Below are 20,783 nucleotides of genomic sequence, written 5' to 3'. Positions count from 1 at the left end.
TTCAGGCGGAAGGAACGCGCATGGCCAAGGGCGACGGCAAGGACGCGGGCAAGGGCGTCAAGACTGCGGCTAAGCCCCGCAAGCCTTCCCCGCCGCGCAAGACGGCCGCCGCGACGCCAAAGCCCCCTCCTCCGCCCCCCGAACCGGACCCCAGGCCCGAATCGGCCGACCCCGCCGGCGCCGGCGGGGCGGGTCCCGATTTCGCTTCGCTGCTGACCGAGGAGCAGCGGCGGATGATGGAGGCCCTGTCGGCCAACCTGGCCCGGGCTGCGGTCACCGCCCAGGGTGCGATCGCCGAGGCCGCCTTGCGCCAGGCCGACCGCCCCGCGGCCCTTTCGCCCGACCCGTTCCACATCGCTCCGGCCCTCAACGAAGTGATCGGCAGTCTCGCCTCCCAGCCCGATCGGCTGCTGCGCGCCCAGGCCGATCTCTTCAGCGGCTATATGGAGCTGTGGCAGTCGGCGGCGCGCCGCGCGGTCGGCGAGGAGGCCAAGCCGGTCGTCGCCCCCGCCCATGGCGACAAGCGCTTCGCCGATCCCGACTGGGTGTCCAACCCGGTGTTCGACATGATGAAGCAGTCCTACCTGCTGACCTCGAATTGGCTGAACGGCCTTGTCGCCCAGGCGGAGAACGTCGACCCGCAGTCCAAGCGCCGCGTCGAGTTCTTCACCAAGATGCTGACCGACGCCTTCTCGCCCTCGAACTTCCTGATCTCCAACCCCGCCGCCCTGCGCGAGGTGATGCACACCAACGGCGAGAGCCTGAAGCGCGGCATGGAGAACTTCGCCGCCGACCTGGAGCGCGGCGGCGGTCAACTGGCCATCAGCCAGACGGATCTCGCCAAGTTCAAGGTCGGCGAGAACGTCGCCACCGCCCCGGGCAAGGTGGTCTACCAGAACGACATCCTGCAGCTGATCCAGTTCAGCCCGAGCACCGAGCAGCAGTACGAAATCCCGCTGCTGATCTTCCCGCCCTGGATCAACAAGTTCTACATCCTCGACCTGCGACCCGAAAATTCCATGATCCGCTGGCTGACCGGCCAGGGCTTCACGGTGTTCGTCGCCTCGTGGGTCAACCCCGACACCGCACTCGCGGCCAAGACCTTCGAGGACTACATGCTGGAGGGCATCTACGACGCCAGCCAGCAGGTGATGACCCAGTGCGGCGTCGATAAGGTCAACACCGTCGGCTACTGCATCGGCGGCACGCTCTTGTCGTGCGCCCTGGCCCACATGGCCGCCAGGGGCGACAAGCGCATCAACTCGGCCACCTTCTTCGCCGCCCAGCAGGACTTCGCCGAGGCCGGCGACCTGCTGCTGTTCACCGACGAGGCCTGGCTGAAGGAGATCGAGGCGCGGATGGACCAGCAGGGCGGCTTCCTGCCCAGCCAGTCGATGGCCGACACCTTCAACGCGCTGCGCGGCAACGACCTGATCTGGTCGTTCTTCATCAACAACTACCTGATGGGCAAGGAGCCGCGGCCGTTCGACCTGCTGTTCTGGAACGCCGACCAGACGCGGATGCCCAAGTCGCTGCATCTGTTCTATCTGCGCAACTTCTACAAGGACAACAACCTGACCCATGGCCGCCTGACGCTGGGCGGCGAGGTGCTGGACCTGTCGAAGGTGAAGACCCCGATCTACGTGCAGTCGTCCAAGGACGACCACATCGCGCCCTATCGCAGCGTCTATCGCGGCGCGCGGGCCTTCGGCGGGCCGGTGACCTTCACCATGGCCGGCTCTGGCCACATCGCCGGCGTGATAAACCACCCCGACGCCAAGAAGTACCAGCACTGGACCAACGAGCACCTGCCCGGCTCGGTCGACGGCTGGATCGCCGGAGCGGTCGAGCACCCGGGCTCGTGGTGGCCCCACTGGGCGGAGTGGCTGAAGGCCAAGTCCGGCAAGCTGGTCCCCGCGCGCGACCCCACCAAGGGTCCGCTGAAGCCGTTCGAGGACGCGCCAGGCAGCTTCGTGCGGGTGCGCTCGAACGCCGAAGCGGCCTAGCAACTGGCGCCCCTCTCCCCTTGCGGGAGAGGGTGGCCCGCGCAGCAGGTCGGGTGAGGGGTTGAAAGCCCTGTCCGCCGCGAAGGCCGATCAGCTTTAGCGATTTTCCAGTTTTGAGAGACCCCTCATCCGTCGGCTTTCGCCGACACCTTCTCCCGCAAGGGGAGAAGGAAACTCACACCGCCCCCACCGCATAGACCTCCGAAAACACCCCCGCCTCCGACCGCTCGATCAGCGGCCGCACGCGGGCCATGTATTCGGTGAAGCGCGGATCCTCGCGGAAGGCGTCGGCGTCTTCCTGGGTGTCGAACACCGAGATCAGCACTAAGCCCTCGCCCGAGCGGAACAGGCGCGCGCCGCGCAGCCCTTTCACCAAGCCGCGCAGGCGACGGTGCTGGGCCAGTTGCAACTCCAGAAAGGCCTCGAACTGCCCTTCCCTGGGCCTGATGACGCTGATGTTGACCACCGGCTCGGGACGCGCGCGGCGAAGTTCGACCGGAGTGGAGATGGCGGCGGCGGCGGCGGCGACGGCGGTCGTGGCGGCGGCGAAGGTCATGGGAAGGCGCTCCAGGAAGGGCGTTGCCGTTTGCGGAGCTCCCCCTGTAAAACCTCAAGCAAACTTGAGGTCAAGCGCCGATGCCCGACACCGACCAAGCCGCCTGCCCCGCCGCCTTCCAGACCCTCAGCGTCGGCGAACTGGCCAAGCGGGCCGGCGTGGCGGTGTCGGCCCTCCACTTCTACGAAGCCAAGGGGCTGATCCACAGCCTGCGCACCGAGGGCAACCAGCGACGCTATCCGCGCGGCATGCTGCGACGGGTGGCGGTGATCAAGGTGGCACAGCGCACCGGCATGCCGCTGAACGAGATCAAGCAGGCCCTGGCCGCCCTGCCCTACGACCGCGCGCCCAGCCAGCAGAACTGGCGCGACCTGTCCTCGGCGTGGCGCGAGGACCTCGACGCCCGCATCCGCCGCCTGACCCAACTGCGCGACCAACTGGACGGCTGCATCGGCTGCGGCTGCCTGTCGCTGACCGCCTGCCCGCTGCGCAATCCGGACGACTCCCTGGCCGCCCAGGGATCAGGCCCTCGCCTTCTGGATGAAATTTGACGCGGGGAAGATCGGCGTTCGCCCAAAACTCGCCCTGATCACGGCGGAGCTTGTCGCCATGTTCGATCCTTCCCGTCGCACTGCGCTGAGCCTGCTCGCCGCCGCTCCCTGGCTGGGCGCGGCGGCGCGCGGCGATGGCTTGAAGCTGGCCCAGGCGGCGCGGACCCAGGTGGGCGTGACGCTGGACTACGATCCCAGCTACCGGGCCATCGGCTATCCCAGGGGCGACGTGCTGCGCTCCACCGGGGTCTGCGCCGACGTGCTGGTGCGCGCCGCCCGCGACGCCTGGAACGTCGACCTGCAGGAACGCATCCACGCCGACATGACCCGCGCCTTCTCGGCCTATCCGGCCAAGCGGGCCTGGGGCCAGAAAAGCGCAGACGCCAATATCGACCATCGCCGGGTGCTGAACCTGGAAACCTACCTCAACCGTCAGGGCGCGCGCCTGCGCGAGAGCCAGGACGCCCGGTCAGGCGACGGCTTTTCCGCCCCCCTGCCCGGCGACGTGCTGACCTGGCGGTTGTTCGGCAACGGCCGGCCGCATATCGGCGTGGTGGTGCAGGGTCCCGACAAGGTGCGCGTCGTGCACAACATCGGCGCCGGCGCCCGCGAGGAGGCGCTGTGGATCTTCAAGCTGCACAAGCCAGCGGGGCATTACCGCTGGCGGGTGTGACGCCCCCTCTCCCACAGGAGAGAGAGAGGGACCAGCCTTAGAGCCCCGCCTTCTCGTCCAGGCCGAGCGCGAGGTTGAGGTTCTGGACCGCCGCGCCCGAGGCGCCCTTGCCCAGATTGTCGAGCAGGGCCACCAGGCGGGCCTGGCCGCTGGTGTCGGAGCCGAACACGAAGAGCTTGAGGCGGTTGGTGCCGTTCAGACCTTCCGGATCGAGGGTGGCCAGCGACTTGGCCTCGTCCAGCGAGGCGACCTCGACGAAGGCCTCGCCCTTGTAGTGGGCGGCCAGGGCGGCATGGATGTCGCCCAGCGAGCATGAACCTTCCAGCAGGCCAAGGTGCAGCGGCAGCTCGACCAGCATGCCCTGGGCGTAGCGGCCGACAGCCGGGGTGAAGATCGGGCGCGACAGCAGGCCGCCGTGCTTCTGGATTTCAGGCACGTGCTTGTGGGTCAGCGACAGACCGTAGATGCGATAGGCGGCCTTGGTGTAGTTCGGCGATGTCTCGTCTTCGAACTCGGCAATCATCGCCTTGCCGCCGCCGGTGTAGCCGGAGACGGCGTTGAACGAGACCGGCAGGTCGGACGACAGCAGGCCGGCCGAGACCAGCGGACGAGTCAGGGCGATGGCGCCCGTGGCGTAGCAGCCAGGGTTCGAGATCCGCTTGGACGCCGCGATCTTCTTGCGCTGTTCCTTGTCCAGCTCGGGGAAGCCGTAGATCCAGTCGGCGTTGGTGCGATAGGCGGTCGAGGCGTCGATCACCTTGACCAGCGGGTTTTCGATCAGACCGACGGCTTCCTTGGCCGCGTCGTCGGGCAGGCACAGGATCACCGCATCGGCGGCGTTCAGCATCTCGGCGCGGGCGACCGGGTCCTTGCGCTTGTCGGGATCGATCGAGATCAGCTGCAGATCGGCGCGGCCAATCAGGCGCTCGCGGATCTGCAGGCCGGTCGTGCCGACTTCGCCGTCGATGAAGACCTTGGGGGTGTTCGCCATGATGCCAACTCCTGGCCCGGACCGCGCTCGGACGGGACCCAGTCTTGCAGCGCCTTATGACTGACGCATGCGTTCGGACGCTGTCCGGCCCGATCGGAAGTCACAAGAAAAAGGGCGCTTCGGATAACCGAAGCGCCCTCTTCCAAAACGCGTGCGACGACGCGCTTAGCGCTTCGAGAACTGGAAGCTGCGGCGGGCCTTGGCCTTGCCGTACTTCTTACGCTCGACGACGCGGCTGTCGCGGGTCAGGAAGCCGTGCGGCTTCAGGACCGGGCGCAGGGCCGGTTCGTAGTAGGTCAGGGCCTTGGACAGGCCGTGACGGATGGCGCCGGCTTGACCCGACAGGCCCGAACCTTCGACGGTGACGTCGACGTCGAACTGGCCGAGACGCTCGGTCACTTGCAGCGGCTGAGCGATCATCATGCGCAGAACCGGACGAGCGAAGTAAACTTCCTGGTCACGGCCGTTGATGGTGATCTTGCCGCTGCCCGGCTTGATCCACACGCGCGCGATGGCGTTCTTGCGCTTGCCGGTCGCGTACGAGCGGCCTTGGGCGTCGATCTTCGGTTCGGCCGGGGCGGCCGCTTCGGGGTTGCTGGACAGGCTGGCCAGCGCGTCAAAACCTTGAGCTTCGGACATGACTTAGAGGCTCCGGGTGTTCTTGACGTTGCGCGCGGCGAAGTCGATGACTTCCGGGCTTTGCGCTTGGTGCGGGTGCTCGGCGCCGGCGTAGACCAGCAGGTGCGTCAGCTGCTTGCGAGCCAGCGGGCTCTCCTTCGGCAGCATGCGCTCGACGGCCTTGTTCAGGACGCGTTCCGGGAATTGACCGCCCAGCACCTTGCGCGGGGTGGTTTCCTTGATGCCGCCCGGGTGACCGGTGTGACGGTAGTAAACCTTGTCGTCCAGCTTCTTGCCGGTGAACTTCACCTTGTCGGCGTTGATCACGACGACGAAGTCGCCGCAGTCAACGTGCGGGGTGTAGTCGGGACGGTGCTTGCCGCGAAGACGCATGGCGATGAACGTCGCCAGACGGCCGACAACGGCGTCCTTGGCGTCGACCACGATCCACTTCTTCTCGACCTCGGCGGGCTTCAGGGAAGCCGTGGTCTTTTGCATGGGATTGATCCGTAATTCCTGTGCGTCGGGAGCCAAGGAAGCAGCTCCGTCCGCGTGAGGGGCGGCTGATACCCACGGATTGGCCGCCTGTCAACATTGCGCACGCAGGAAAGTTCGGAAAGCCTTGTAGCGCAAGGGTTTGCGCAATGCGGTATCTAAATACCGCATACTTTCGCTTTCCGGAGGCCAGGCATGAAAAAGGGCGGGCGCCCGAAGCCGCCCGCCCTTTCCACTCGGGCTTCCCCTCGCCTACTTGGCCGCGTCGAAGCCGAAGGCGTGACGCATGACCTGGAAGAGGTAGCTCTCCTCCACGACGCCGCGCACCAGATAGGCGCCCGGGCCGTCGGCATAGACGCCGACGTCCTCGCCTGCGTGGGCGGCGCTGGGCAGGTGGGCCACGGACTGCTGGTGATAATCGACCTCTTCGAGATCTTCCTTGGCCGGGTCGGCGCGCAGGGTCTGCCCCTCGGGCCCGCCGGGGCCGGTGGCGAAGCTCAGCACGGTGTAGGCCTTGCCGTCGCCGGCCACGACCGGTTCGCCTTCGTTGCCGGCCAGCCCCAGGATTGGAGCGTTGCGCGCGGCGTAGCCAGAGATCACCAGGCCATGGCTGTGGTCGGCTGTGACGATGACCAGGGTCTCGTTCAGGTCGACCTTGTCGAGCACCGCCTGGATGGCGTCGGAGAAGGCTGCGGTCTCGGTCAGGGTGCGCCTGGCGTTGTTGAGGTGGCTGCCCATGTCGATCTTGCCGCCCTCGACGAGCAGGAAGTAGCCCTTGGGATTCTTCGACAGGATGTCGACGGCCTTGGTCGCCATGTCCGACAGCGACGGCACGCCCTGTCCGCTCTGGGCGCGCTCGACCTCGTAGGGCAGGTGCTCGCCGGCGAAGAGACCCAGCACCGGGCCGGTCCGGGCCGGATCGATGGCCTTCAGCTGCTCGGCGTCGGCGACATAGGCCGCGCCCTTGGTCTTAGTCCATTCGACGGTGAGATCGCGGCCGTCGGCGCGCTTGCCCCCCTTGGTTTCCGGCAGGAACCGCGAGCGGCCGCCGCCCAGGGCGACGTCGAGACGCAGGCCCGCGGGCGCCTCGACCAGCTGGCGGGCGATGTCCTTGCAGCCGCCGCTCAGGGCCCCGGCCGGCATGTCGGCGTCGCCTTCCCAGTCGCGATAGGCGGTATGGGCGAAGGTCCCTGCCGGCGTGGCGTGGGTGATGCGGGTGTTGGTGACCGCGCCGGCCGACAGCCCGTGGGCCTTGGCGATCTCGGCGATGGTGGTGACGCGGGTCGACGCCTCGCTGGCGCAGCTCTCGGGCTTGGCCTCGCCGGTCAGGCCGATGACCTTGTTGCGGGTCTTCACGCCAGTGGTGATAGCGGTGATGCCGGCGGCGCTGTCGGTAACTTGAGTGTCGTGACTGTAGGTCTTGGAAAGCGCGGTGAAGGGCAGCTTCTCAAACGACAGGGCGTTGGACTCGCCGTCCACGCCCTTCTGCTGACCCTGCCAGATGCGGCCCGCCACGGCGGTGGAGATGCCCATGCCGTCGCCGAGGAACAGGATGACGTTCTTGGCCCGACCGGTCTTGGGCGAAACGGCCATGGCCCTGGCCAGCGCCGCTTGGCCGGACTTGTAGTACGGGTCAGCGGCCTGGGCCGGCGAGGTGTCGGCGGCGTGGGCGAAGGCCGGCGCCAGGGCCAGGGCGCAGACGCCGGCCAGGAACGAGGAAGCGCGGATCACAGGGCATCTCCAGCAGGGACGTCCGCCGTGCTCTGCTGGAGTTTCGTGACAGTTCTTCGGGCGCGGACGCAGAAACGGCCGCGATCTGGCTACGGCCGGCGGACGCGCCAGGCGAAGGCGGTGGAGGCGGCCAGCAGCACGGCGGCTCCGGCCTGGTGCAAGACGCCCAGGCTCAGCGGCACGGCCGCCATCAGGGTCCAGACCCCGAGGCCCGCCTGCAGCGTCACCACGCCCAGCAGCACATAGGCCGTGATCTTGGCCTCGTGCGGCAGGCGACGCGCGCGGGCCGCACCGACGGCGATGACGATGGCCGCGGCGAAGACGGCGTAGGCCATCAGGCGGTGATGCAACTGAACCGCGCCCTGGCTGTGCGCAAGCGTGCCCCACAGGCCATGGCCCGCGTACTGGTCAGGCAGCAGCGCGCCGTTCATCAGCGGCCAGTCGTTGTAGACAAGACCGGCGTCGTTGCCCGCGACCAGCGCGCCCAGCAGGCTCTGGAAGAACACCGCGCCCAGGAAACCCAGGGCCCAGCCTCGCCATTCGCTGCGCTCCTCGACGCGCGGCGCGCCGTTCCAGGCGTCCAGCGCAGTCCAGATCAGGAGGACGAACAGGGCCAGCGCCAGGCCCAGGTGGACCATCAGCCGCTCGGGCGCGACCGAGACCCGTTCGGACAGGCCCGAAGACACCATCCACCAGCCCACCAGTCCCTGCAGGCCGCCCAGCGCCAGCATCGCCCCGCAGCGCCAGATCAGGCGGCGCGGCAACATGCGGCGCGCGAGGAAGAAGGCGAACGGAAGCGCGAAGGCGACCCCGACCACGCGGCCCAGCAGCCTGTGCGCCCATTCCCACCAGAAGATGCCCTTGTAGGCCTCCAGGGTCATGTCCGGGTTCACCAGGTGATACTGGGGAATCTGCTTGTAGAGTTCGAAATTGGCCCGCCAGGCCTCCTCCGACATCGGCGGCAGCGCGCCCATGATCGGCTTCCACTGGGTGATCGACAGGCCCGAGTCGGTCAGGCGGGTAGCGCCGCCGACGACGACCATGGCGAAGACCAGCACCGCCATGACGAACAGCCAGATGGCTACGGGAGCGGAACGGTCGGAACGCAGGAAGGAAGTCATGAAGCCGAAAAAACGCCTGTTCTGGGCCTAAATGGGGCGGCAAGACCCCTACCCCCGGCAAGGCTCCGCTGTCCATGCCCGCCCCGCGCTTAAGGGAGGTCATGACGCGGCCGAACACGCGTGGCATGGTGCGCCTGCTGCGGGGGCGCAGCGCATTCCCAGGGGGAAGTTGGATGAGCGGCGTGGGCGTGTTCAGCGCCGTAGTGATCGGCATTCTGGCCGGCTGGATCGCGGATCTGGCCCTGGCCCGCCGCCATAGCCTGTTCATCAAGCTGCTGATCGGCGTGATCGGCTCATTCATCGGCGCCTTCATCGCCCAGCGTCTACACCTGGCCATTCCCGGCTTCCTCGGCAGCCTGGCGGTCTCGGCCGTCGGCGCCACCCTGTTCCTGGCCGTGCTCGGCCTCTTCCGGAGATCCGCGTGAGCGCTCCCCTCATTCCGGCGCGCCTGCGCAAGCTGATCGGCTCGATCGGCGTGATCGCGATCCTGCTGGGCTGGATCTGGGCCTTCACCAGCCTTTACGACCACCTGCCGCTGAACCGCGCCGTGCACCTGATCTATTTCGTGGCGCTGGGCATGGGCTGGATCCTGCCCGTCATCCCGCTGATCACGTGGATGGGCAAGGCCGACAAGCCGCTGGACGTCGGCCAGCGGTAGTCCGCAGCCGCGCTGATCCGAAAACGAAAAAGGCCGCCCCGAAGGGCGGCCTTTGCGTTTCTTCCGCAATCTTCTCTCCGAGGAGAGAATGGTCGGAGCGACAGGATTCGAACCTGCGACCCCTTGACCCCCAGTCAAGTGCGCTACCAGGCTGCGCCACGCTCCGACGCGGAAGGAGCGCCCTTATAGGCGCCGCTCTTCGCCTCGGCAATCGGAAATCTGACGGTTCTCCACAGTCCTCATGAACGCGTCAAAAGCCCGTCTAGACGGGCCTTGATACTGGTGAGGTCGTCCAGCGCCTCGGTCAGGCGACGGCGTTGTTCGGGGCTGGGCGCCGCCAAACCGGTCGAATCGCCGAAGTCGTCGACGATGGGCGATTCGAGAAAGGCCGCGCCGTTCTGGCCCAAACCCGCGGCGATGACGTGCGACACGCCCTGCTCACGGTGCAGCTTCTGGACGCCCTTGATGGTGTAGCCCTCGGCGTGCAGCAGCGCGCGGACGCCGCTCAGCACGGCGATGTCCTGCGGGCGGTAGAAGCGTCGCCCCCCGGCCCGTTTCATCGGGCGGATGAAAGAGAACTTGGTCTCCCAGAAACGCAGGACGTGCTGGGGAACGCCGAGCTCCTCGGCGGCCTCTGAAATCGTGCGGAAGGCGTTCGGCCCCTTCGCCACCGCACGGACTCCTTAGTCGTCCAGAGCGCTGTCGATGCGCGCCTTCATCACTTGGGAGGCCCGAAAGCCGATGACGCGACGCGGCTCGATCTCGGCCGGCTCGCCGGTCTTGGGGTTACGCCCCATCCGAGCCCGTTTCTCGCGAACCTGGAACACGCCAAATCCGGAAAGCTTGACCGTTTCACCCTTCTCGAGCGCTTCAGCCACGAGATCCAGGGTACGCTCGACGAGACCGGCGCAGTCCTGACGAGTCAGGCCTACCTCCTCGTGGACAGCCTCGCAGAGGTCAGCCCGGGTCAAAGTCGAACCCTTCATAACGCCCCCTATACGCTTCAATGCGCGAACCCAGCACAGCCCGCGCCAATCGGTCCGACCTCGCGAAAAGGGACGTGCGAAAGCCCCGATCCCGCGCGACAGGACCTCGTCAACTAGAGACTGCATGCCGCGAATACCGCATGAAGTCAAAGGGTCAAGCCGGTTACTTCATATGCTGAAGCAGGCCGTGCGCCAACCCAAGGTCAAGCTTGGTCCGTAACCATCAAAGGCGCAGGACGCAGGCGCCCCAAGTCAGGCCGCCGCCCATGGCTTCGAGAAGCAGAAGGTCGCCCGGCTTGATCCTGCCATCCGCGACTCCATGGGCGAAGGCCAGGGGAATCGAGGCGGCCGAGGTATTGGCGTGCAGCGCCACCGTCGAGATCACCTTGTCCTCGTCGATGCCGCAACGGTTGGCCACGCCCTGCAGGATTCGCTGATTGGCCTGGTGCGGGATGAACCAGTCGACTTCGGGCACGGTCACACCAGCCTTCTCGGCAGCGGCGTGGATGGCCTCGGAAATGTTGATCACCGCGTGCTTGAAGACCTGGTTGCCCAGCATCCGCAGCTTGCCGACCGTGCCCGTGGTCGACGGACCGCCGTCCACATAGAGCAGGTCCTGCTTCGTGCCGTCCGCGCGCAGGGCGAAGCCCAGCATGCCGCGATCGGCCGTGGTCCCCTGCCCTTCGCCCGGCTCCAGCACGACCGCGCCGGCGCCGTCGCCGAACAGCACGCAGGTGCCGCGGTCGGTCCAGTCCATCAGGCGGGTCATGGCCTCGGCGCCGATCACCAGGGCGCACTTGGCGTTGCCGCGGGCTATGAAGCCGTCGGCCACCGACAGGGCGTAGACGAAGCCCGAGCACACGGCCTGGACGTCGAAGGCGATGCCGACGCCCGCGCCCAGCTTGCGCTGCACGATGGCGGCGGTGGCCGGGAAGGTCAGGTCGGGCGTCGTGGTGGCGACGATGATCAGGTCGACGTCGGCGGGGCTCTTGCCAGCACGCTCCAGCGCCTGCCTGGCGGCCTCGACGGCCAGATCGGACACGGCCTGGTCGTCGGCAGCCTTGTGGCGCTGACGGATGCCGGTGCGCTCGACGATCCACTCGTCGGAGGTGTCGACGATCTTGGACAGGTCTTCGTTGGTGACGATCTGCGGCGGCAGGTAAGCCCCGACGCCGGTCACCACGCTGCGGACTACGCTCACTCGTCGGCTCCCTGGGTTTCGGCGCCGTCGGCGCCGTCGTCCTTGGCCGCTTGGTCTTTTTCCGCGGTCAGACGCTTCAAATTACGATCGATCTCGGCGGTGAAGTCGCTGCGCGCGAGATCCACCGCCACGCGCACGGCCGAGGCGAAGCCGTTGGCGTCGGCGCCGCCGTGGCTTTTCACCACGATGCCGTTGAGGCCCAGCAGCGGCCCGCCGTTGACCCGGCCGGGATCGAGACGCTGCTTCATCTTCTTCAGCGAGCCCGAGGCGATCAGCGCGCCCAGCATGGCCAGCGGGCCGGCCGTCAAGGTCTGCTTGATCTCATTGCCGAAGAACCGGGCCAGGCCCTCGGCGGTCTTCAAGGCGACATTGCCGGTGAAGCCGTCGGTGACGACCACGTCCACCGTGCCGTAGGCGATGTCGGTGCCCTCGACGAAGCCGCGATAGTCGAAGTCGAAGTGCGGGCTGTCCTGCAGGATCCGATGCGCCTCGCGCACCTCCTCATGACCCTTCTGCTCCTCGGAGCCGACGTTGAGCAGGCCGACGGTCGGACGGGTCGAGCCATGCACCGCATGGTGGAAGGCCGCGCCCATGATCGCGAACTCGACCAGTTGGTCGGCGTCGCTCTCGACATTGGCGCCGACGTCGAGAACCGCCGAGATCCCCTTCATGGTCGGCCACGAGGCGACGATGGCGGGACGCTCCAGATCGGCGCTCATGCGCAGGATCAGCTTGGAGATCGCCATCAGCGCGCCGGTGTTGCCGGCCGAGACGCAGGCCGCGGCCTGCCCCGAGCGGATGGCCTCGACGGCGTTCCACAGGCTCGAGCCCTTGCCCCGGCGCATCGCCTGGGCGGGCTTCTCATCCATGGCGATGGACTTGTCGGTATGCACGACCGTGCAGACCGCCCGCGCAGCCGGCGCCCTGGCCAGCTCGGCGTTCAGCGCAGCCTCGTCGCCATGCACCAGGAAGCGCACGTCGGGCAGGGTCTTGGCCGCGATCTCCAGCGCCGGAACCACCACGGGCGGACCGTGATCTCCGCCCATGGCGTCGATCGAGATGACTACTGGCTTGGGCACGAGGCGCTATCGACTCCTTGGGCGGTCGCAACGCGGCCGATGATTCCCCGGCGTGATATCACGCCGAGAGGCGTAAGGGCCAACTCAGCCCTCGTCGCCCTTCGTTTTCAGCCCCTTCAGGGCCGCGAACGGAGAAAGCTCAACAGGCTCGGGCGGTTGCACGAAAACCGCGCCCGGCTTGCGCGGGAACGGATCCAGTTCCAGGGCCAGGTGCTCGATGACGTATCCCGAGACGTCGATCGTCTCGCCTTCCAGCACGTCGGGCGGATCGTCGCCGTCGGGATCGAGGCCCAGTTCTCCGCCCTCGTCCTGAGGGGCGTGCTCGCTGTTGGCCGGCAGTACGCGCAGGCTGAAGCGGGCGTCGATCGGGGTCTCGAAGTCCTCGGCGGTGACGCCGCAGGTCTGCACGACGCGAGCGCGCAGCACGCCCGACACCTCAGCCCCATCCATCCACGAGCGCAGATAGACGTCGGCCTTCAGCTCTTGCAGCGAGACCAGGCCCAGTTGCTTGGCGATGGCCTTCAGCACGGCTTCGTCGGGGGCCAGCTTCAGGTCCACCCCGCCGCGGTCGACGCGGGCCAGGGTGACGGTGCTGGGCCAGGGATCGATCAGACGTTCGGCCATTGCACCTCTCCGTTCAACAAGGCGTCCAGCGGCTGGCTCGCCAGCGCTTCGCGCGCGGACCGCACATAGGCGCTAACCGTCGCCACGTCACCCTCGCCGCGCTCCTCGAAGATCGTGCGGGCCAAGGCCGCGTCCAGCTCGGCGGCGTCAGGCAGGGTCGCGAAAGCCTCGTCATAGGTCTTCAGCCGGCCGTAGAAGGCCCCGGCCAGCTTCTTCATCTTCTTGCCAACGGCCGTGTCGGACACCCCGATCTGGCGGAAGGCGTCGTCGAGGCCGCGCACATAGGAATCGAAGACCGACTGCGACGTCTCCGCCGCCGCCTCGCCCTGCCCTTTCAGACGCTCGATGACCAGCACCACATGCAGGGTGAAGAGCTCGAAGCGGCCCTCCATCGAGTCGCGAACGCCCAGCTGCGCGTAGAATCGCGAAGAACGGGCCTGGGCGACCGCCGAGGCATAGAGTTTTTCCCCCGCCAGCTTCGCGGGCCGGGGCTTTAGTAGCCGATCCAGAAACATTCCACGCCTCTATTTCGCCGCGAGCCGCCTCTAGATGGCCTGAGCATCCACGCGGGCCATTGAACTAAGCCCGCGCGGGCGATAGGTCAAAGTCCAGCCTTCTTCCGGTTCCGGAGCCTCAATGTCTCGCCCCGCCGTTTTCGCCGCCGCCGTCATCGGCCTCGCCGCCGTCGCCGGAGGCTGCACGCCGCTGACGAGCTATTCGGGCTTCCAGGCCATCGAGGCCAAGCCGGCCGACATGAAGGTGGGCGAGGACAGCAAGTCCACCGTCCGCGAAAAGTTGGGCTCGCCGTCGGCGGTGTCCACCTTCGACAGCAACGCCTGGTACTACATCTCTCAGACCACCGACCGCGTGGCCTTCTACAAGCCGCGGGTGATCAAGCGCGACGTGGTGGCGATCAAGTTCGACGCCGCCGACGAGAAGGTCGCCTCGGTCGACACCTTCACCCTGAAGGACGGCAAGGTCATCGCCTACAACGGCCGCGAAACCCCGACGCGGGGTCGCGAGATGACCGTTCTGGAGCAGCTGCTCGGCACCGTCGGTCGCGGCGGCATGCTGCCGCAGGACGACGAGGGCGTTCCCGGCACCCGCCCCGGCGACCGTCGCTAGGCTGACGATTAAGTCGGTTAATCGACACTTCAACCTTGCCTAAGCTTGACTATAAACGTGTGATTTCGTGCGACTTTCTGTCGCCGCATCAACGTTTCCTCAAGCACGTCCGTCACAACCTTCCCGTCTGATCGACGCTAAGGCCCCAACCTTGGCGTCGGTTGCTCTGGGGGAGAAGGTCGTGAGCGCGCTCGATCTGCGGGCGTTGACGATGCTTATCGTCGACGACAACGCCAACATGCGCGGCATCCTGTCCGCGATCCTGAAGTCCGCGGGGGTGCGGCGCATCCTCGAGGCCGGCGACGGCGTCGAGGGGCTGAAGCTGTTTTCCGAACGCGAGGTCGACATCGTGTTCACCGACCTGATGATGCAGCCGGTGGACGGTCTCTCTTTCGTGCACTGGATCCGCAACTCCCAGGCCAGCCCCAATCCGTACGCGCCGATCATCATGATGACCGGCCACGCCACCCGCCGCAGCCTGGACGAGGCGCGGATGGCCGGGGTGACCGAATTCCTGGCCAAGCCGCTCAACGCACGCGGCGTGCTGCACCGGATCAACGAGGTCATCAACAATCCGCGCGACTTCGTGCGCACCGAAGCCTATTTCGGCCCCTGCCGCCGGCGCCGCATCGACCACGACTTCGCAGGCGACGAACGCCGGGGCGCGCAGCCCACGCCGACGGCGCTCGGCGGCGAGGCGGAGGTCCAGGCGTTCGATCCGGAAGACTGCTACTAGGGACGGGCCGACGCCCCACCTCCACGGCTCGTCATCCCGTCCGAAGCGAAGCGTAGGGCCGGGATGAAGATCGTGGGGTGATGGAAAAGAAAATGCCCCGAGCGCTAGCCCTGGGGCGTTTCCGTCTTGCCATGACTGTCTGATCACCCGTGAGCGAGCACGGCCAACAGCAGCAGGGCCACGATGTTGGTGATCTTGATCATCGGGTTCACGGCGGGACCCGAGGTGTCCTTGTAGGGGTCGCCGACGGTGTCGCCGGTGACGGCGGCCTTGTGGGTGTCGCCGCCCTTCTTGTGCAGGACGCCGTCCTTGTCGGTGAAGCCCTCCTCGATCACCTTCTTGGCGTTGTCCCAGGCGCCGCCGCCGCTGGTCATCGAGATGGCGACGAACAGGCCGGTGACGATCACCCCCATCAGCATGGCGCCGAGGCTGGCGAAGGCGTCGACCTTGCCGGCGATGGCGTTGATGACGAAGAACAGCACCACCGGCGAAACCACGGGGAGCAAGGAAGGCACGATCATCTCGCGGATGGCGGCCTTGGTCAGGATGTCCACGGCCTTGCCGTATTCGGGCTTGGTTTCGTAGGTCATGATGCCCGGGTTCTCACGGAACTGGCGACGGACCTCGGCCACCACCGACTCGGCCGCACGGCCGACGGCGGTCATCGACAGCCCCCCGAACAGGAAGGGCAGCAGGCCGCCGAACAGAAGCCCGACCACCACATAGGGATTGGACAGGTCGAAGCTGACCGCCCCCATGCCGTCGAAGAAGCTGCCCGGAGCGGCGTTCTCGGAGAAGAACTTCAGGTCCTCGGTATAGGCCGCGAACAGCACCAGGGCCCCCAGGCCCGCCGAACCGATGGCGTAGCCCTTGGTGACGGCCTTGGTGGTGTTGCCAACCGCGTCCAGCGCATCGGTGGTGACGCGGACTTCCGGAGGAAGACCAGCCATCTCGGCGATGCCGCCAGCGTTGTCGGTGACGGGACCGAAGGCGTCCAGGGCGACGATGAAGCCGGCCAGGGACAGCATGGTGGTGGTGGCGATGGCGATGCCGAACAGGCCCGCCAGGTTATAGGTCACGACGATCCCGACGATGATGGTCAGGGCCGGCAGGGCCGTGGACTCCAGCGACATGGCCAGGCCCTGAATGACGTTGGTGCCGTGGCCGGACACGCTGGCCTGGGCCACCGACTTCACCGGACGAAAGCCCGTGCCGGTGTAGTATTCGGTGATCACCACGATCAGCGCCGTGACGACTAGGCCCGCCAGGCCGCAGTAGAACAGGTTGTCGGCGGTGAACAGGCGGCCGTCGAGCTCGATCGAGGTCGGGACCAACTGGTGGATCACCCACCATACGGCCGGCACCGACAGCACGCCGGTGACGATCAGACCCTGATAGAGGGCGCCCATGATGTTGTTCTTCTTGCCCAGCCGGACGAAGAAGGCGCCGATAATCGAGGTGGCGATGCACACCGCACAGATGGCCAGCGGCAGGATCATCATCGATCCGACGACATCGGTGCCGGTGAAGAAGATCGCCGCCAGCACCATGGTGGCGACCGTGGTCACCGCATAGGTCTCGAACAGGTCGGCGGCCATGCCCGCGCAGTCGCCGACGTTATCGCCCACGTTGTCGGCGATGGTGGCGGCGTTGCGGGGGTCGTCCTCGGGAATCCCGGCCTCGACCTTGCCCACGAGATCGCCGCCCACGTCGGCGCCCTTGGTGAAGATGCCGCCGCCCAGGCGGGCGAAGATCGAGATCAAGCTGGCGCCGAAGCCCAGCGCCACCAGCGAGTCGATGACCACCCGGTCGGTGTTCTCATGCCCCACCGACAGCAGCAGGGCGAAGTAGCCGGCCACGCCGATCAGGGCGAAACCCGCCACCAGCATGCCGGTGACCGCCCCCGAGGTGAACGCCATCGACAGGCCCTTGCCCAGCCCCTCTGACGAGGCCTGGGCGGTGCGGACGTTGGCGCGCACCGAGATCAGCATGCCGGCGAAGCCCGCCAGGCCCGACAGGATCGCGCCCAGCGCAAAGCCCACCGGCTGCTCCCAGCTCTTGAAAAAGAACGCCAGGACGGCGACGACCACGACGCCAACGATGGCGATAGTCGTGTACTGACGGTTCAGATAGGCCTGGGCGCCTTCCTGAATGGCCGCGGCGATTTCCTGCATCTTCGCATCGCCCGGCGAGGCCTTCAAAAGCCTGGCGGTCTGAACCGCGCCATACAGCACCGCCAGAAGCCCGGCGCCGATGGCTACGTAAAGCCAAGAACTCATGGGTGTTGTGCCCCTTCGTGTTTCAAATCACGAGGGGTCGCGGTTCCCAGCCATGGCGGATCGACGAGCGCCCCAGGCCAGGAGCGGCGGGCGGGCCTTAGGGCCTCATTCCCCCTCGAAGCTCCCTGATCTGGCCCCGACATCGGCGCCAGGGGGAAACACTGACATTCACAAGCCTAGCGCGCAACCGCCTGCGAGAACGGCGTTCGCGACACGTCAGGGAATGATGGGGGCCGAATCGACGGGCGGCGGCGCAGACGGCTTGGCGGCGGTCTTCGGAGCCGGCCGGGGCGGCGGCACGAAGTTGCGCGGGGTCTGCTTGCCGATGGTCACAGTGGCGACCTTGCCCTTGCCGACCAGGGCGACGGCCTCGCGCATGACGATGGCCTTGATCTTGGGCTCGTCGAGCAGGACATAGCTGCCCGCCTTGTTGAGCGGCTGCTTGTGAGCGGCGCGCACCAGGGCGTCGCGTAGCAGCGGCTCCTTGCCGGCGAAAGCGGTGACGTCGCCGGTCGGCGGCAGGGTCAGCGACAACTCGACGAAGATGTAGTTGATCAGCCGCCCCTCGACGACGATCGGCAGGGCCATCGAGCCCAGCTTGACCACCGGATCTTCCTTTTCCTTCTCGCCCTCCCCGCCTTCCTTCTTCTTCTCCTTGCCGGAGGCGAAGGCGGGCGCGGCGCACAGCGCCAGCGGCGCGGCGAACGCCAGGACGGCGCGGCGGGACAGGACGGAACGGGTCATGCCCGAGCCATTAACCGAGAAGGCTTGAGGTTTCGCTACCGAGCGCGAGCGTCAGCCGTGCAGCCAGCCCAAGCGTTTGGGGGTGATGTCCTTGCCCTTGAACAGGGCGGCCACCCCCTCGCCCTCCACGAACTCGCCGATGTCGCGCACCGGCAAGCCGGCGGCGAAGGCGGCGGCCTGGAAGGCGGCGACGTTGGCGGCGGGAATGGCGCAGACCACTTCGTAGTCGTCGCCGCCCGAAGCCAGGGACATGCGGGCCTCGCCGCGCTCGGGCTGGGCTTCCAGCCAGGCGCGGGCGCCGGTCGACAGCGGCAGCCGGTCGAGGTCGACCTTGACCTGCAGACCGCTGGCCTTGGCGATGTGGCCGGCGTCGGCCAGCAGGCCGTCGGAGACGTCGGCGGCGGCATGGGCGTACTGGCGCAGGGCATCACGCAGGGCCAGGCGCGGCGCAGGCGTGCGGTAGCGGCGCACGAGGCCGCCGTCGGGATCCTCGACCTCGCCCCAGTGGGCCAGAAGGCCAAGCCAGCCGTCGCCGATGCTGCCGCTGACCATCAGGCGGTCGCCGGCCTTGGCGCCGCGGCGCAGGACGGCCGCGCCCTGCGGGACCCAGCCCAGCAGCGTCGCCGAGACGACCATGGCGCCGGAGGTGGTGACGGTGTCGCCGCCCAACAGATTGATCCCGTAGGTCTTGCCGTCCTCGGCAAGCCCTCGGGCGAAGGTTTCGCGGTCTTCGACGGTCGTTCCCGAGGGCCAGCCGACGGCCAGGAAGTAGCCGTAGGGCTCGGCGCCCTTGGCGGCGAGGTCGGAGAGATTGGTGCGCAGCAGGCGGCGGGCGACGATGTCGAGATCCTCGCCGGCCAGGAAATGCACACCGGCGACCATGGCGTCCTTGGTGATCACCAGGTCATGGCCGGGGCGCGAGGGCAGCACAGCCGCGTCGTCCAGCAGGTCGAGCGCAGCGGGGTCGCCGTTGGTCAGCGGGCGCAGGTGGGTCGCGATAAGTTCGAACTCGTCCGGCCCCGACGGTTCAGCCGCCGGGGGGACGTCGTCGAACCACGACTCGTCGTCCTCCGCCGCCGGCGCTACGGCCGGGGCGGGATCGTCGAACCAGTCGTCGTCAGACTCGGGCGTCACGCGCGATGGCGTCCAGGGCGCCGTTGATGAAGCCGGCTTCCGGCCCCTCGAAGAACGACTTGGCGATCTCGACGTACTCGTCGATCACCACCTCGGTCGGAACGTCCGGGCGGTTCATCAGCTCATAGGCTCCGGCGCGCAGCACGGCGCGGGCGGTGGCGTCCAGGCGCTCGAGCTTCCAGCCAGAGGCCAGGCGGCGCACGATGGCCGGGTCGATGATCGCCTGCTTGGAGACGACGCCCTTCACCAGGTCGGCGAAGAAGGTCTCGTCGGCCTGGGCCAGTTGCGCGCCTTCGGTGTCCTCGACGGCGCGGTCGAAGCGGTGTTCGGAGAACTCGCGCACGACCGCGTCGACGCCGGCGCCGGAGACCTCCATCTGGTAGAGGGCCTGGACGGCCGCCAGACGCGAAACGGAACGGGGCTGGATGCGCTTGCTCATCGCGCTTGTCCCGACAGCTGACGCTTCAATCCCACGATCTCCAGGCATTCCCGAGCGGCTTGGCCCCCGCGGTCGCCCTGCGAGAGGCGCGCGCGATTCCAGGCCTGATCCTCGTCATCAACCGTCAACACGCCGTAACCAATGGCCAACCTTTTTCCGACGGCCAGGTCCTGCAGCCCGCGGGCGGTCTCGTTGGACACGATCTCGAAGTGGTAGGTTTCGCCGCGCACGACCGCGCCCAGAGCGATATAGCCGTCATAGCGCACGCCCGACGGGCCCTTGCCGGCCTCTTCGGCGATGGCGATGGCGGCCGGGATCTGCAGGGCGTCGGACACGGTGACGACCTCGTACTCCGCCCCTTGGGCCTCGATCGCCTGCACGGCGCCGGCCAGCAGCGCGTCGGACAGGCCCGAATAACGGCGCCCCTCGACGATCAGCAGACGAATCCTGTCTTCCACCATATGCCTCTGAACTCCTGGGCGGACGGGAGGCCTCATTGGGCCGTCTCACGCCGACCCGAAAAATCGAATCGTAGAATGCGCCTATAGCTCGTCTTCGGCGACGTCGCTCAAGCCTTCTTCGCCCAAAAACTTCGCGAAATCGCTGGTTTCCCGGAAATCGCGGTAAACCGAGGCGTAGCGCACATAGGCCACGTCATCGAGCGACTTGAGGGCCTTCATCACCATTTCGCCCACGACCGACGACTGCAGCTCGGTCTCGCCCTGGCTTTCCAGCTGGCGGACAATGCCGTTGACCATCCGCTCGACCCGCTCGACGTCGATGGGGCGCTTACGGGTGGCCAACGAGATCGAGCGCATCAGCTTGTCGCGGTCGAACGGCGAGCGACGGCCCGACCGCTTGACGATGATCAGTTCGCGAAGCTGGACGCGTTCGAAGGTGGTGAAGCGACCGCCGCACTCCGGGCAGAGGCGACGACGGCGGATGGCCGCGCCGTCTTCCGACGGGCGGCTGTCCTTAACTTGGCTTTCGGCGTGGCCGCAGAATGGGCAGCGCATGATCTTGGGCCCTCCCCTGC

Annotated in this window: 25 protein-coding genes and 1 tRNA gene; 7 read left to right on the top strand and 19 right to left on the bottom strand. The window is 67.4% G+C overall.

What is annotated here, in order from left to right:
• Positions 1-20: 20 nt before the first annotated feature.
• Entirely contained in the window at positions 21-2,006 is a 1,986-nt protein-coding gene (gene phaC / locus DDF67_RS23845; RefSeq protein WP_199229323.1) for a class I poly(R)-hydroxyalkanoic acid synthase, read from the top strand.
• 175 nt (positions 2,007-2,181) lie between these two features.
• Here phaC and DDF67_RS23840 read toward each other — a convergent pair whose 3' ends face one another.
• Complete coding sequence (locus DDF67_RS23840) at positions 2,182-2,562, bottom strand: antibiotic biosynthesis monooxygenase (RefSeq protein WP_109455242.1); 381 nt, start codon at positions 2,560-2,562, stop codon at positions 2,182-2,184.
• A gap of 80 nt (positions 2,563-2,642) precedes the next feature.
• Between DDF67_RS23840 and soxR the strand changes: the two genes are divergently transcribed.
• Together soxR and DDF67_RS23830 are read left to right on the top strand one after the other, a co-directional pair.
• Positions 2,643-3,113, top strand: a complete 471-nt coding sequence (soxR, locus tag DDF67_RS23835) for a redox-sensitive transcriptional activator SoxR (protein ID WP_109455241.1) — start codon at positions 2,643-2,645, stop codon at positions 3,111-3,113.
• Between the two features lie 58 nt (positions 3,114-3,171).
• A complete protein-coding gene (locus tag DDF67_RS23830) occupies positions 3,172-3,786 on the top strand; it encodes a DUF1287 domain-containing protein (RefSeq protein WP_109455240.1) in 615 nt (204 codons plus the stop codon).
• Between the two features lie 37 nt (positions 3,787-3,823).
• Here the strand turns inward: DDF67_RS23830 and argC are convergent, their stop codons facing one another.
• The 5 genes from argC to DDF67_RS23805 all read right to left on the bottom strand — a co-directional run bounded on the left by argC (position 3,824) and on the right by DDF67_RS23805 (position 8,742).
• A complete protein-coding gene (gene argC / locus DDF67_RS23825) occupies positions 3,824-4,777 on the bottom strand; it encodes an N-acetyl-gamma-glutamyl-phosphate reductase (protein WP_109455239.1) in 954 nt (317 codons plus the stop codon).
• 165 nt (positions 4,778-4,942) lie between these two features.
• Positions 4,943-5,416, bottom strand: coding sequence for a 30S ribosomal protein S9 (gene rpsI, locus DDF67_RS23820; protein WP_109455238.1), 474 nt, complete (start codon positions 5,414-5,416; stop codon positions 4,943-4,945).
• A 3-nt stretch (positions 5,417-5,419) separates the two neighbouring features.
• Positions 5,420-5,893 carry a 50S ribosomal protein L13 gene (gene rplM / locus DDF67_RS23815; protein ID WP_058346911.1) on the bottom strand — a complete coding sequence of 158 codons (474 nt, stop codon included), beginning with the start codon at positions 5,891-5,893 and terminating at the stop codon, positions 5,420-5,422.
• 249 nt (positions 5,894-6,142) lie between these two features.
• Complete coding sequence (locus DDF67_RS23810) at positions 6,143-7,621, bottom strand: alkaline phosphatase (protein WP_109455237.1); 1,479 nt, start codon at positions 7,619-7,621, stop codon at positions 6,143-6,145.
• Positions 7,622-7,710: 89 nt separating this feature from the next.
• Positions 7,711-8,742, bottom strand: coding sequence for a COX15/CtaA family protein (locus DDF67_RS23805; protein WP_109455236.1), 1,032 nt, complete (start codon positions 8,740-8,742; stop codon positions 7,711-7,713).
• 173 nt (positions 8,743-8,915) lie between these two features.
• Between DDF67_RS23805 and DDF67_RS23800 the strand changes: the two genes are divergently transcribed.
• Both DDF67_RS23800 and DDF67_RS23795 read left to right on the top strand, forming a co-directional pair.
• Positions 8,916-9,167: a GlsB/YeaQ/YmgE family stress response membrane protein gene (locus tag DDF67_RS23800; protein WP_058346908.1), complete on the top strand. Its 252-nt coding sequence runs from the start codon at positions 8,916-8,918 to the stop codon at positions 9,165-9,167.
• Positions 9,164-9,400 (top strand): DUF2842 domain-containing protein, encoded by a 237-nt coding sequence (locus tag DDF67_RS23795; protein ID WP_109455235.1) that lies wholly within the window; start codon positions 9,164-9,166, stop codon positions 9,398-9,400. Before DDF67_RS23800 ends, DDF67_RS23795 begins: the two co-directional genes overlap by 4 nt.
• An 89-nt stretch (positions 9,401-9,489) precedes the next feature.
• Here DDF67_RS23795 and DDF67_RS23790 read toward each other — a convergent pair.
• The 7 genes from DDF67_RS23790 to DDF67_RS23760 form a co-directional block, all read right to left on the bottom strand.
• Positions 9,490-9,566, bottom strand: a tRNA-Pro gene (locus DDF67_RS23790).
• A 73-nt stretch (positions 9,567-9,639) separates the two neighbouring features.
• A complete protein-coding gene (locus DDF67_RS23785; protein ID WP_109455234.1) occupies positions 9,640-10,071 on the bottom strand; it encodes a MerR family transcriptional regulator in 432 nt (143 codons plus the stop codon).
• A 12-nt stretch (positions 10,072-10,083) separates the two neighbouring features.
• On the bottom strand, positions 10,084-10,386 hold the full coding sequence (locus DDF67_RS23780; protein WP_058346906.1) for an integration host factor subunit alpha: 303 nt from the start codon (positions 10,384-10,386) through the stop codon (positions 10,084-10,086).
• Positions 10,387-10,609: 223 nt separating this feature from the next.
• Complete coding sequence (locus DDF67_RS23775; protein WP_109455233.1) at positions 10,610-11,587, bottom strand: beta-ketoacyl-ACP synthase III; 978 nt, start codon at positions 11,585-11,587, stop codon at positions 10,610-10,612.
• Positions 11,584-12,666, bottom strand: coding sequence for a phosphate acyltransferase PlsX (plsX, locus tag DDF67_RS23770; protein ID WP_109455232.1), 1,083 nt, complete (start codon positions 12,664-12,666; stop codon positions 11,584-11,586). Before plsX ends, DDF67_RS23775 begins: the two co-directional genes overlap by 4 nt.
• A gap of 84 nt (positions 12,667-12,750) precedes the next feature.
• Positions 12,751-13,290 carry a YceD family protein gene (locus DDF67_RS23765; RefSeq protein ID WP_109455231.1) on the bottom strand — a complete coding sequence of 180 codons (540 nt, stop codon included), beginning with the start codon at positions 13,288-13,290 and terminating at the stop codon, positions 12,751-12,753.
• Positions 13,275-13,805 carry a ubiquinol-cytochrome C chaperone family protein gene (locus DDF67_RS23760; protein ID WP_109455230.1) on the bottom strand — a complete coding sequence of 177 codons (531 nt, stop codon included), beginning with the start codon at positions 13,803-13,805 and terminating at the stop codon, positions 13,275-13,277. The genes DDF67_RS23765 and DDF67_RS23760 overlap by 16 nt, the downstream gene beginning before the upstream one ends.
• A gap of 121 nt (positions 13,806-13,926) precedes the next feature.
• Here DDF67_RS23760 and DDF67_RS23755 point away from each other — a divergent pair, with 121 nt between their 5' ends.
• A complete protein-coding gene (locus DDF67_RS23755; protein WP_109455229.1) occupies positions 13,927-14,415 on the top strand; it encodes an outer membrane protein assembly factor BamE in 489 nt (162 codons plus the stop codon).
• A 181-nt stretch (positions 14,416-14,596) separates the two neighbouring features.
• A complete protein-coding gene (locus tag DDF67_RS23750; RefSeq protein WP_109455228.1) occupies positions 14,597-15,151 on the top strand; it encodes a response regulator in 555 nt (184 codons plus the stop codon).
• Between the two features lie 143 nt (positions 15,152-15,294).
• Here the strand turns inward: DDF67_RS23750 and DDF67_RS23745 are convergent, their stop codons facing one another.
• The 6 genes from DDF67_RS23745 to nrdR form a co-directional block, all read right to left on the bottom strand.
• Positions 15,295-17,430, bottom strand: a complete 2,136-nt coding sequence (locus DDF67_RS23745) for a sodium-translocating pyrophosphatase (RefSeq protein WP_109455227.1) — start codon at positions 17,428-17,430, stop codon at positions 15,295-15,297.
• 216 nt (positions 17,431-17,646) lie between these two features.
• Positions 17,647-18,174: a hypothetical protein gene (locus DDF67_RS23740; protein WP_109455226.1), complete on the bottom strand. Its 528-nt coding sequence runs from the start codon at positions 18,172-18,174 to the stop codon at positions 17,647-17,649.
• 51 nt (positions 18,175-18,225) lie between these two features.
• Positions 18,226-19,308 carry a thiamine-phosphate kinase gene (gene thiL / locus DDF67_RS23735; RefSeq protein WP_109455225.1) on the bottom strand — a complete coding sequence of 361 codons (1,083 nt, stop codon included), beginning with the start codon at positions 19,306-19,308 and terminating at the stop codon, positions 18,226-18,228.
• Positions 19,292-19,747 (bottom strand): transcription antitermination factor NusB, encoded by a 456-nt coding sequence (nusB, locus tag DDF67_RS23730; RefSeq protein ID WP_101714274.1) that lies wholly within the window; start codon positions 19,745-19,747, stop codon positions 19,292-19,294. Before nusB ends, thiL begins: the two co-directional genes overlap by 17 nt.
• Complete coding sequence (locus DDF67_RS23725; RefSeq protein ID WP_101719709.1) at positions 19,744-20,208, bottom strand: 6,7-dimethyl-8-ribityllumazine synthase; 465 nt, start codon at positions 20,206-20,208, stop codon at positions 19,744-19,746. Before DDF67_RS23725 ends, nusB begins: the two co-directional genes overlap by 4 nt.
• A gap of 81 nt (positions 20,209-20,289) precedes the next feature.
• A complete protein-coding gene (nrdR, locus tag DDF67_RS23720) occupies positions 20,290-20,763 on the bottom strand; it encodes a transcriptional regulator NrdR (RefSeq protein WP_058346895.1) in 474 nt (157 codons plus the stop codon).
• Positions 20,764-20,783: the final 20 nt, after the last annotated feature.

Source organism: Caulobacter endophyticus, assembly GCF_003116815.1.
Lineage (GTDB): Bacteria > Pseudomonadota > Alphaproteobacteria > Caulobacterales > Caulobacteraceae > Caulobacter > Caulobacter endophyticus.
This window is presented reverse-complemented; position numbering and strand designations above follow the sequence as displayed.

What these genes read in the sequence shown, in the direction of transcription:
- soxR (WP_109455241.1), top strand. Translation starts at nt 2,643, where the DNA reads ATGCCCGACACCGACCAAGCCGCCTGCCCCGCCGCCTTCCAGACCCTC.
- DDF67_RS23755 (WP_109455229.1), top strand. Translation starts at nt 13,927, where the DNA reads ATGTCTCGCCCCGCCGTTTTCGCCGCCGCCGTCATCGGCCTCGCCGCC.
- DDF67_RS23840 (WP_109455242.1), bottom strand. Translation starts at nt 2,562, where the DNA reads ATGACCTTCGCCGCCGCCACGACCGCCGTCGCCGCCGCCGCCGCCGCC.
- DDF67_RS23745 (WP_109455227.1), bottom strand. Translation starts at nt 17,430, where the DNA reads ATGAGTTCTTGGCTTTACGTAGCCATCGGCGCCGGGCTTCTGGCGGTG.
- DDF67_RS23740 (WP_109455226.1), bottom strand. Translation starts at nt 18,174, where the DNA reads ATGACCCGTTCCGTCCTGTCCCGCCGCGCCGTCCTGGCGTTCGCCGCG.
- argC (WP_109455239.1), bottom strand. Translation starts at nt 4,777, where the DNA reads ATGGCGAACACCCCCAAGGTCTTCATCGACGGCGAAGTCGGCACGACC.
- DDF67_RS23765 (WP_109455231.1), bottom strand. Translation starts at nt 13,290, where the DNA reads ATGGCCGAACGTCTGATCGATCCCTGGCCCAGCACCGTCACCCTGGCC.
- DDF67_RS23805 (WP_109455236.1), bottom strand. Translation starts at nt 8,742, where the DNA reads ATGACTTCCTTCCTGCGTTCCGACCGTTCCGCTCCCGTAGCCATCTGG.
- phaC (WP_199229323.1), top strand. Translation starts at nt 21, where the DNA reads ATGGCCAAGGGCGACGGCAAGGACGCGGGCAAGGGCGTCAAGACTGCG.
- DDF67_RS23725 (WP_101719709.1), bottom strand. Translation starts at nt 20,208, where the DNA reads ATGGTGGAAGACAGGATTCGTCTGCTGATCGTCGAGGGGCGCCGTTAT.
- DDF67_RS23830 (WP_109455240.1), top strand. Translation starts at nt 3,172, where the DNA reads ATGTTCGATCCTTCCCGTCGCACTGCGCTGAGCCTGCTCGCCGCCGCT.
- rpsI (WP_109455238.1), bottom strand. Translation starts at nt 5,416, where the DNA reads ATGTCCGAAGCTCAAGGTTTTGACGCGCTGGCCAGCCTGTCCAGCAAC.
- DDF67_RS23800 (WP_058346908.1), top strand. Translation starts at nt 8,916, where the DNA reads ATGAGCGGCGTGGGCGTGTTCAGCGCCGTAGTGATCGGCATTCTGGCC.
- rplM (WP_058346911.1), bottom strand. Translation starts at nt 5,893, where the DNA reads ATGCAAAAGACCACGGCTTCCCTGAAGCCCGCCGAGGTCGAGAAGAAG.
- DDF67_RS23760 (WP_109455230.1), bottom strand. Translation starts at nt 13,805, where the DNA reads ATGTTTCTGGATCGGCTACTAAAGCCCCGGCCCGCGAAGCTGGCGGGG.
- nrdR (WP_058346895.1), bottom strand. Translation starts at nt 20,763, where the DNA reads ATGCGCTGCCCATTCTGCGGCCACGCCGAAAGCCAAGTTAAGGACAGC.
- nusB (WP_101714274.1), bottom strand. Translation starts at nt 19,747, where the DNA reads ATGAGCAAGCGCATCCAGCCCCGTTCCGTTTCGCGTCTGGCGGCCGTC.
- DDF67_RS23780 (WP_058346906.1), bottom strand. Translation starts at nt 10,386, where the DNA reads ATGAAGGGTTCGACTTTGACCCGGGCTGACCTCTGCGAGGCTGTCCAC.